The following is a 10858-nucleotide window of genomic DNA, read 5'->3' on the forward strand; positions in this document are numbered from 1 at the left end:
CTTTCCCCTAAAAATAATCAATTTAGTTAAGAAATCTAAATTCTTAACCTCAAGGATTTATAAAAACAAATATTATTGGTTTTTCTGAATATATATAAATTATGGTAGATTTTATAAAAAAATATGAAATTTGGATATTTTTAGTGCTTGCCCCTGTTATCAATACAATTATTACTTATGCAAATAGCAAAGGAATTATTACAGGTTTTGTATATACTCATGGTCGCTTTTATGCGCTTTTATTCTTATTAATTTGCATCGTAAAATTTACCAAAGGAAATGAAGGTCTAAAAGATGTGTTCAGGCCTATGTTAAAATGGAAAATTAATCCTAAGTGGTACATATTTAGTTTGCTATTTTCATTAACAATAGCTGCTTTCACATTATTTCTAAAGGCTTCTTATAATGGTGATGATTATTTTTCGCTGTTAAAATTCAATATTCCAAACTTCAGAACTAGTTTCTTTTTATTGACTTGGGCGTTTATGGGTGAGGTTGTATGGGTGAGTTATTCAATTCGTACATTATCTAAAACCATGAATCCATTTTATGCAAGTCAAGTTATTGGTTTTTTCTGGGCTCTATGGTGGGTTCCTTCAGTTTATATCAATACTGGTGTTATACTAGACCTTCCTTTATGGCCTTTATTTTTAAACATGATGGGAGCGGCTGGTATGTGTACTGTTATTTATGGAAAAACTAAAAGTGGTATTTGTGTATGGATATTACAGTATATGTTAAATATGTCTATAATAATATTACCAATCTCACCAACACTTGGAGGGATCCCTACATATGCTGCGTTTGCTACTCTTTATTTTTTAGTGATGTTAGGCTTTATGTATTTTATGAATCCGGCAAAAAAAATAAATATTGTAGAAAAGGTATAGTTTTTTAAATATCAATTCTTTGCTCCAATAAAACTTAGTTTAGTAGACTCCTCAAGTGGTTTATATGATAAATGCCATATACTAAAACCTGCATCTTTAAAGAGCTTGGGATAGTTATGAGAAAATGAACGTTCAGGTCCGTAAGGTTGAGATTTGGGGTTTGTTTCAAAATTGTGCTCTGTACCATTAGGTTCTATAGCTATAAAGATAGTTTTTCCTAAATCGTTTATTTCTTTTAAAAATGCTTGTAATCGTTCTTCTACAAAATACTCTAACACACCTCTTGAGGTCACAAAAATAGTATTTCCTTGACCATTTTTTTTAACCCATTCAAAACCGTCTAAGGCAACAAACTCAAGCTTTTTATTTTCGTGAAACTTTTTATTGTTTATGTCAATCTGAATTGAACTAAGATCTATACCAACAAAATGATCGATTTTAGGGAACTCTGAACTCAAATACTCTAAAACATTACCATTTCCTGTTCCAATTTCTACTAGCGTATTAAATTCTTCTGATTGATTTGATAATTCATCTTTTAAGAGCTCGAAAATAAATGAACAATCTGGTAAGAAGTTATTTTTAAAAGTATCATTGGTAGCCTCAAAAAAATCAGAACCTTGTTTGGTCCAATAGTTTTGATGTAATTCTGCTAATGTGTCATAGTCTTCCTTTTTTTCGATGTTCTTCAGTATGGCTCTACGCATTAGACGCTCAGTTAAGCTTAAATTATTTAATACTAAAGTAACTCCTTTTTCTGATAATTGACGCGCTTTTTCTGGTCGTAATACAACCAATAAATTACCCAAAGTACTAGCAAGTATTTCAACAAAAACAATTCTAATTTTACTTGACATTATAAATATTTAAAAAAACAATTTAACACTTAACTTATCTCTTTTGGGGATTATAAAAAATAGCACATTATTAAGAAACTAATATACACAAAAGGATGTAAAAGGCTTTGATATTTTTTGCTAAGAAGTTAATATGTTGATGAATCAAAATGACCTCAAAAAAAGGAAAGGCGGTAAAGAAACACAACCAACCACTAAATCACCTCAAAATGAATTTATTATAATTTTGTTTTACAATAGTGGACATCAATATTTTAAACATATAGCAGATTTGAATACCCGTCAATGGATTTTTCAATTTCAATAAAATCTTGAATGAAAAATTCTACCCAAATAAACAATCAGTTTATAAAAACTTTAAGTTATCCAAATTAACTCGGGCGTAGTTACATTATTACCGTATACTATCGCATTCTGCTTGAATTGAATTGCAAGATTCTTTGCTTCTTTCAATGTAATATTGTAAACAAAAAAGCTTTTTTCGGTTTCCCATTCATCATTAACAGGAATTCCTTCTGCATCAAAAAACAATTAATTCTTCTTGCAATAATGTATTTTTTAATTGTTGATTATTAAATTCATTTTTTTGATCAGAATACTTTTTTGAATATGGATTATAAGCTGTAACAATCATCCAGCTATTAATCTCTAATTGGTTACACAATAAGTCAAATTCATTATTTCTTACTCCTATTTTTAAATCGTAGAATTTATTTTTATAACACACTCTATATAGTGTTTGTAAATAAGTAAATTCTAAATTTTTAGTCATATTTTTTCGTGTGTTATGCTTAGAAGAGAATTCCAAGCTTTGTTTAAGGCATTAAATTTTGATATGAAATAATATAATTGCTTTACGCTTTCTGATAAATCTATATCTTCATTATTGTGAACGAAGACCAATTCTTCCTTTAAAGGTTGAATAAGAGTTTCTTTTCAGGATGTTTTTCTATAAAAAGTAATAGCTACATTTAAAGCAATTCTATACATCCAAGTAGATATTTTATAATCACTATTATAATTCTTCCAAGATTTCCATAATTGAATGGTAATTTCTTGAATTAGGTCGCCTCTATCTTCAATTTTTTTGCAATAGGAATTCACAATCTTTAGGATAATCCCTTGATTTTCTTTTAGAACTTTTAAAAAATTGTCTTCATTCAACTTCATTAACAACTACTGTTTACCATATTATTCGCTTGGAAATTGAAAAAGTCACACCTTAGTGGTTTTAATCTCAAATTATTTATGCATCTCGCATTTTAATAACTTAAAAGGATCCTAACGAAAATTAAAACTAAGAAGTTTTTAATTGAATTATGAGATGAAGATGAAGAACTTAAGAAGCGATCAATAAGACTTTACCATCACAAGCAAATTCTCCAATTAACTTTGAATCATGTACTAAAAATTTTGAACTATGAATGCTCAAGATCACAACAAGCAAAAAACCATGTCCAAAAGACAAAGACGTGGTTCCTTATTTTATGGAAAAATCAATCATAATTTGAAATCTAAAAGATATTCCTATAAAAAGCTCTGTTGACTAATTCTTTCCTCTAAAAAAATTCTATACTCAGGGAGTAAAGAAATCGTGATTACAAAATCTTGTGGATATTATAAATCTATTACCAGTTAATTTTCTCTCATAAAGATGGAAATGCAAAAAACACTCTATTAAAAAACTACTTTTCTTAAAATCAAGCAATACTAAAGGTAAAACAATGTATAGTATACTTAATTGCTTCCTTATCTGTGAATTGAAAATCCGGTAATTTGTTTAACTAAAAAATGGTAAAAAATAGAGGGAAATAAAAAATAGGGTATTTCATAAATTAACTGTATTAGTATGGAATCCATCTTGACTTTTTTCATTTAAGTGAAAAAGATGACTTTTAAGAAGTTATAAAAAGTCAAGATAAGTTCAATATATAATGAAATAATAACAACAGTAATATTTTACCCCCCTTATCATGAAAAAACTACTACTATGCCTATGTCCATTAATCAGTTTTTGGATTAATGCACAAACCTTCACCGAACTTGCCACAGCAAATTTAACAGACGTTGCCCAAAGTGCTGTAGCTTGGGGTGATTATGACGATGATGGTGACTTAGACCTATTATTGACCGGTTGGACAGGAAGTACACGAGTGTCAAAAATATATACCAATACAGCAGGAACCTTTACAGAACTTGCTACTGCAAACTTAACAGACGTAAACAATAGTGCTGTAGCTTGGGGCGATTATGATAACGATGGAGATTTAGATATTGTACTAACAGGTTCCATAGGAAGTACTACAGTTTCAAAAATATATACCAATACGGCAGGGACTTTTACAGAGCTTGTTACGGCAAACTTAACAGGAATAACAAATGGTGCGGTAGCCTGGGGTGATTATGATAATGATGGAGATTTAGATATCTTACTAACAGGATTTACAGGAAGTGCTACAGTTTCAAAAATATATACCAACACAGCAGGAATTTTTACCGAACTCGCTACAGCAAATTTAACTGGAGTAACAGATGGTGCAGTAGCATGGGGCGATTATGATAATGATGGAGATCTAGATATTGTACTAACTGGCTCCGCAGGAGGTTCGCGTATTTCAAAAATATACACCAATACAGCAGGGACTTTTACTGAGCTCGCCACAGCAAATTTAGCACAAGTGTCTTTTAGCTCAGTAGATTGGGGCGATTATGACAATGATGGCGATTTAGACATATTGTTAACCGGTATAGAAGGAAGCACAGCTAGCGCTAGTATTTCAAAAATATACACCAATACGGCAGGGACTTTTACCGAGCTGGCCACAGCGAACTTAACAGCAGTTAATGTTGGTGCTGCACTTTGGGGAGATTATGACAATGATGGAGATTTGGATGTTTTATTGAATGGTTGGACTGCAAGCGGAAATATTTCAAAAATATATACCAATACAGCGGGAGCTTTTACTGAACTTGCTACAGCCAATTTACCAGGCGCTGCATTTGGTCGTTCTGCGTGGGGTGATTATGATAATGATGGCGATTTAGATATTTTATTAACAGGAGAATTTCCTGTGACTTCAAAAATATTTACCAACAATACAGTTACACTGAACACAGCTCCCACAGCACCTACGAATCCAACAGCCGTAGTAAACAAAGATGAAGTTACGGTAAGTTGGACAGCCAGTACCGATGCAGAAACTCCCAGCAGTGGTTTAAGTTATAATGTGTATATAAAAGATGCTTCGACAAGCTCAGCATACACAGTTAGCCCAATGGCTCAAGAAAATAACGGTTGGCGTAAACTTCCTGCTAGAGGTAACGCACAACAAAACACTTCATATAGGTGGAAACTACCTCTGCAATATCATGGAATAGATACTAATTTCACCTTTAAAGTACAAGCTATAGATCATAGTTTTACGGGATCTGCATTTTCTACAGAAGGTACTTTTAGTGTAGATTTAAGTCCTTTTGTAGAACTGAATACTCCTGGTTTATCACAGTTGGAAAATAGTTCGGTAGCATGGGGTGATTATGACAATGATGGCGATTTAGATATATTGATAACTGGAACTAACACAGACCTAAATGGTGGTCAAACTTCAAAAATATATACCAATACTGCTGGCGTTTTTACTGAACTTGCTTCTGCAAATATACCAGGAGTAGCATTTGGTCGCTCTGCTTGGGGAGATTACGATAATGATGGGGACTTAGACATCTTATTAACAGGTCAATCTGTTAGTGGCAATATTTCAAAAATATACACCAATACAGCAGGAGTTTTTACCGAGCTTGCTACAGCTAATTTAACAGGGATAGGAGGTAGTTCTGTAGCTTGGGGCGATTATGACAATGATGGAGATTTAGATATAATATTAACAGGGGGTACTTCAAAAATATACACTAATACGGCAGGAACTTTTACTGAACTTGCTACTGCTAATTTACCAAGGGTAGATAATGGTTCTGTAGCTTGGGGAGATTATGACAATGACGGAGATTTAGATATCTTGTTAACAGGGTTTACAGGAAGTGCTGATATTTCAAAAATATATACCAATACCGGAGGGGTTTTTACAGAACTTATTACAGCAAACTTAACAGGGGTATCTTTTAGTGCTGTAGCATGGGGCGATTATGACAATGATGGGGACTTAGACATCTTATTGGCAGGATATACAGGAAGCTCAACGGTTTCAAAAATATATACCAATACCTCTGGAAGCTTTACCGAACTAGCTACTGCTAATTTACCGGGGTTACAACATAGTTCTGCAGCTTGGGGCGATTACGACAATGATGGAGATTTAGATATATTGCTAACAGGTATAGGAGGTAGTACAGAGATTTCAAAAATATATACCAATACCGCAGGAACTTTTGCAGAATTGACCACTGCAAATTTAACTGGTGTACGTTATGGTTCTGCAACTTGGGGAGATTATGATAACGATAATGATTTAGATATTCTATTAACAGGTGAATTAGTTGGAGGAAGAGTTTCAAAAATATACACTAATAACACTGTTACCTCTAATACAATACCGACAGCGCCTACGAATCCTACAGCTGTGGTAAATAGAAATGAAGTGACTTTGAGTTGGACAGCTAGTACGGATACAGAAACACCTAGTGGTGGTTTAAGTTATAATGTATTTATAAAAGAAAATCCAGTGGCATTGCCTATATATGCTAAAAGTCCAATGGCGCAAGAAAATGATGGTTGGCGTAAACTTCCTGCTATAGGTAATGCAGGACAAAACACTTCATATGTATGGAAATTACCTCAAGAATATCTTAATACGAACAAAGATTTTACGTTTAAAATTCAGGCTATTGATCACAGTTTTGCTGGCTCTGAATTTTCTACAGAAGGTACTTTTAGTATTGTAGATTTAAGAAACTTTATTGAACTTGATACTGCCAATTTGACTAATGTTTTTCAAAGTGCTGTAGCATGGGGCGATTATGATAATGATGGGGATTTAGACTTATTAGTATCTGGTAAAAAATCGATTTCCGCATCTACCGATCCAATTTCAACAATCTATACTAATAATAACGGAACTTTTACAGCATTAGCTACGGCAAATTTGATAGGAGTACAATCTGGGGCTGTGGAATGGGGTGATTATGATAACGATGGGGATTTAGATCTACTTATAACAGGTTTGGATATTGGGAATACTCTTATATCAAAAATCTATACCAATACTGGAGGTTCATTTACAGAATTAGCAACCGCTAATTTGCCAGGAATCGCTTTTGGAGATGTAGCTTGGGGAGATTATGATAATGATGGGGATTTGGATATATTCTTAACGGGAGGTATTTCTAAAATATATACCAATGATGCAGGAACTTTTACAGAACTCACCACTGCTAGTTTCCCAAGATTAAGTAGCGGTTCTGTAGAATGGGGCGATTATGATAATGATGGGGATTTAGATGTATTACTAACAGGATACACTGGAAGTTTAGATATATCAAAAATCTATACTAACAATGATGGTGTTTTTACAGAACTTGTCTCAGCGAATTTAACAGGAGTATCTTATAGTTCAACAGCTTGGGGTGATTATGATAATGATGGAGATTTAGATATTTTGTTGTCTGGATATACTGGAAGCGCTAGAGTAACAAAAGTATATACCAATACAGCTGGGAGTTTTACAGAACTAGCAACTGCTAACTTATTAGGGGTGCAAGAAGGTTCAGCAGCTTGGGGTGATTATGATAATGATGGAGATTTAGATATATTATTAACGGGTTCTGGAGGTGGGGCGAAAACTAGAATATATACGAATGACGCAGGTGTTTTTACACAACTTATTACGGATGATTTACCAGGTTTAGTGGTTAGTGATGGCGTTTGGGGTGATTATGATAATGATGGGGATTTAGACATCGCATTGTCAGGTGTGACAAACAGTTCTTTCATTTCAAAAATATATATTAACAATATAGCTACTTCAAACACAATACCTACAGCCCCAACGAATCCAGCAGCTGTAGTAAATGGTGATGTCGTAACCTTAAGCTGGACAGCCAGTACAGATACAGAAACCTCTGGTAGTGGATTAAGTTACAATGTATATATAAAAGAGAACCCAGTAGGGATGCCTATATATGCTAAAACTCCAATGGCACAAGAAAATGATGGATGGCGTAAACTTCCTGCTTTAGGTAATGTAGGACAAGGTACCAGTTATATATATAAACTTCCTGCAGCTTGTACTACTAATTATACCTTTAAAGTACAAGCCATAGATCATAGTTTTGCAGGATCAGCTTTTTCATCAGAAGGAAGTTTTAGTACAGTTGATGTAACCAAACCAAGTGTAGTTACTCAAGATATCACAGTACAATTAGATGCTTCAGGAAATGCAAGTATCACACCTGCTCAGGTCGATAATGGTTCTTCAGATAATTGTGGAATCCAATCGATGAGTTTGGATACTACTTCATTAAATTGTACAAATATTGGAGTAAACACAGTGACCTTAACCGTAACTGATGTGAACGGAAACTCGGATACTAATACCGCAATAGTAACAGTAGAAGATAACGTTTTATCAAGTGTAGTTACACAAGATATCACTGTACAGTTAGACGCTTCAGGAAATGCAAGTATCACACCAGCTCAAATTGATAATGGTTCTTCTGATAACTGTGGAATTCAATCGATGAGTTTAGATGTAACATCATTTGATTGTACGAACATTGGAACAAACACGGTGATCTTAACCGTAACTGATGTGAATGGAAATTCAGATACCAATACGGCTACGGTAACTGTAGAAGATAATGTTGCACCTGCCGTAATTACTCAAAACATCACCGTTCAACTAAACGCTTCAGGAAATGCAAGTATAACGCCTGCGCAAATTGATAATGGTTCCTCAGATGCATGCGGTATTCAATCGATGAGTTTAGATATTACTTCCTTTGATTGTACTAATGTTGGAACAAATACAGTGGCCTTAACCGTCACTGATGTGAACGGGAACTCGGATACCAATACCGCAATAGTAACAGTGGAAGATAACGTTTTATCAAGTGTAGTTACACAAGATATCACTGTACAGTTAGACGCTTCAGGAAATGCAAGTATCGCACCAGCTCAAATTGATAATGGTTCTTCTGATAACTGTGGAATTCAATCGATGAGTTTAGATGTAACATCATTTGATTGTACGAACATTGGAACAAACACGGTGATCTTAACCGTAACTGATGTGAACGGAAACTCGGATACCAATACCGCAATAGTAACAGTAGAAGATAACGTTTTATCAAGTGTAGTTACACAAGATATCACTGTACAGTTAGACGCTTCAGGAAATGCAAGTATCACACCAGCTCAGGTCGATAATGGTTCTTCAGATAATTGTGGAATTCAATCGATGAGTTTAGATGTAACATCATTTGATTGTACGAACATTGGAACAAACACGGTGATCTTAACCGTAACTGATGTCAATGGAAATTCAGATACCAATGCTGCTACAGTAACTGTTGAAGATAATGTTTCACCTGTTGTACTTACACAAAATATTACTGTGCAATTAGATGCCTCAGGAAATGCAAGTATAACAACAGCGCAAATAGACAATGGTTCGTCAGATGCTTGTGGTATTCAATTGATGAGTTTAGATATTACTTCCTTTGATTGTACTAATGTTGGAACAAATACAGTGGCCTTAACAGTAACCGATGTTAATGGTAATTCGGATACCAATACCGCTACAGTAATTGTTGAAGATACCGTTGGACCAAGTGTAGTTACACAAGATATCACCGTACAATTGGATGCTTCTGGAAATGCAAATATCACTGCAGCTCAGATTGATAATGGTTCTTCAGATAACTGTGGAATACAATCGATGAGTTTAGATACTTCTTCGTTTGATTGTATTAATGTTGGAGCAAATACAGTGACTTTAACGGTAACTGATGTCAATGGTAATTCAGGTATCAATACCGCTATAGTAACTGTGGAGGATAACGTTACATCTTCAATTATTACACAAAATATTACTGTGCAACTAGACGTTTCAGGAAATGCAACCATTAGTCCTGCTCAGATCGACAATGGTTCCTCAGATGCCTGCGGAATTCAATCAATGAGTTTGGATGTTACTAATTTTGATTGTACAAACATTGGAACAAACACAGTGACGTTAACGATAACCGATATCAATGGTAATTCAGATACTAATACTGCTACAGTAACTGTGCAAGATACGATACAACCTATGGTTGTATGCCAAGACATAACCATTCAGCTAGATGCTACTGGAAATGCCGCCATCATTGCAGCCGATATTGACAATGGTTCTAATGATGCATGTGGAGTTGTTTTAACTCTAAACAAAACTCAGTTTTCTTTGGCAGAAGTAGGAGTTCATACAGTTACACTTACAGCAACTGATCCCTCAGGTAATACTAATAGTTGTAATGCCTTGGTCACAGTAGAAGATAATATACCTCCAGTAATTACTTTATTAGGAGATGATCCTCAAATAATTACCAAAGGTTCCGGTTATACCGAATTAGGAGCTACTACCGATGATGGATCCGAAGTAATTATTAATAGCTCTGATTTTATTGACGCTACCGGCACATATTATATTTCATATAATGCAATAGATAGTAATGGTAATATGGCAGAAGAGGTTATTAGAACTGTAATTGTAAATAATCCCAACCCAATTTTAGAAGTATTTCCTAATCCCGCTTCAGATTATATAAGAATTTTGAATTTTGAAAATCTTCAAGTTCTGGAAATTTATGATATGACAGGAAAGAAAATTTATCAGTTTAATGAGCATCAATTACAAGAATATATAAAAGTTGATCATCTACAAGAAGGAGTATATTGGTTGCGAGGGTATTTTATTTCTAAAGGATTTGTATCTAAAAAGATAGTGATTAAACATTAAGATAATAGGTAAATATGTAATAGAAAAAAATATTTCAACGGGCAAACCCACGGAATATTCTGCAGAAGAAATTTTATTCTTAGTTTATTGAAAATTTAAGGTTTTCAAATTTCCTTCGCAAGCGTTGGGGGTTTCTAATTGATTAAAAATAATGATTCTT

Annotated in this window: 6 protein-coding genes; 2 read left to right on the forward strand and 4 right to left on the reverse strand. The window is 33.9% G+C overall.

Translation table 11 applies throughout. The features are described 5' to 3' along the window. Positions 1 to 101 precede the first annotated feature (101 nt). Entirely contained in the window at positions 102 to 890 is a 789-nt protein-coding gene (locus tag U0D62_RS01820; protein ID WP_322193511.1) for a hypothetical protein, read from the forward strand. Between the two features lie 11 nt (positions 891 to 901). Here the strand turns inward: U0D62_RS01820 and U0D62_RS01825 are convergent, their stop codons facing one another. From U0D62_RS01825 to U0D62_RS01835, 4 genes are all read right to left on the reverse strand, one after another. Beyond that, positions 902 to 1747: a class I SAM-dependent methyltransferase gene (locus U0D62_RS01825; protein ID WP_322193512.1), complete on the reverse strand. Its 846-nt coding sequence runs from the start codon at positions 1745 to 1747 to the stop codon at positions 902 to 904. 357 nt (positions 1748 to 2104) lie between these two features. Continuing rightward, positions 2105 to 2278 carry a DUF3293 domain-containing protein gene (locus U0D62_RS25515; RefSeq protein WP_416135526.1) on the reverse strand — a complete coding sequence of 58 codons (174 nt, stop codon included), beginning with the start codon at positions 2276 to 2278 and terminating at the stop codon, positions 2105 to 2107. Beyond that, positions 2268 to 2519, reverse strand: coding sequence for a hypothetical protein (locus U0D62_RS01830; protein ID WP_322193514.1), 252 nt, complete (start codon positions 2517 to 2519; stop codon positions 2268 to 2270). Before U0D62_RS01830 ends, U0D62_RS25515 begins: the two co-directional genes overlap by 11 nt. 164 nt (positions 2520 to 2683) lie before the next feature. Next, a complete protein-coding gene (locus U0D62_RS01835) occupies positions 2684 to 2917 on the reverse strand; it encodes a sigma-70 family RNA polymerase sigma factor (RefSeq protein WP_322193515.1) in 234 nt (77 codons plus the stop codon). Positions 2918 to 3720: 803 nt separating this feature from the next. Between U0D62_RS01835 and U0D62_RS01840 the strand changes: the two genes are divergently transcribed. Continuing rightward, positions 3721 to 10698 carry an FG-GAP-like repeat-containing protein gene (locus U0D62_RS01840; protein WP_322193516.1) on the forward strand — a complete coding sequence of 2326 codons (6978 nt, stop codon included), beginning with the start codon at positions 3721 to 3723 and terminating at the stop codon, positions 10696 to 10698. Positions 10699 to 10858 lie beyond the last annotated feature (160 nt).

Source organism: Aquimarina callyspongiae (assembly GCF_034322225.1).
Taxonomy (GTDB): domain Bacteria; phylum Bacteroidota; class Bacteroidia; order Flavobacteriales; family Flavobacteriaceae; genus Aquimarina.

Excerpts from the sequence above, each read along its gene's own strand:
- U0D62_RS01820 (WP_322193511.1), top strand. The coding sequence starts at position 102 with ATGGTAGATTTTATAAAAAAATATGAAATTTGGATATTTTTAGTGCTT.
- U0D62_RS01825 (WP_322193512.1), bottom strand. The coding sequence starts at position 1,747 with ATGTCAAGTAAAATTAGAATTGTTTTTGTTGAAATACTTGCTAGTACT.
- U0D62_RS01830 (WP_322193514.1), bottom strand. The coding sequence starts at position 2,519 with ATGACTAAAAATTTAGAATTTACTTATTTACAAACACTATATAGAGTG.
- U0D62_RS01835 (WP_322193515.1), bottom strand. The coding sequence starts at position 2,917 with ATGAAGTTGAATGAAGACAATTTTTTAAAAGTTCTAAAAGAAAATCAA.
- U0D62_RS01840 (WP_322193516.1), top strand. The coding sequence starts at position 3,721 with ATGAAAAAACTACTACTATGCCTATGTCCATTAATCAGTTTTTGGATT.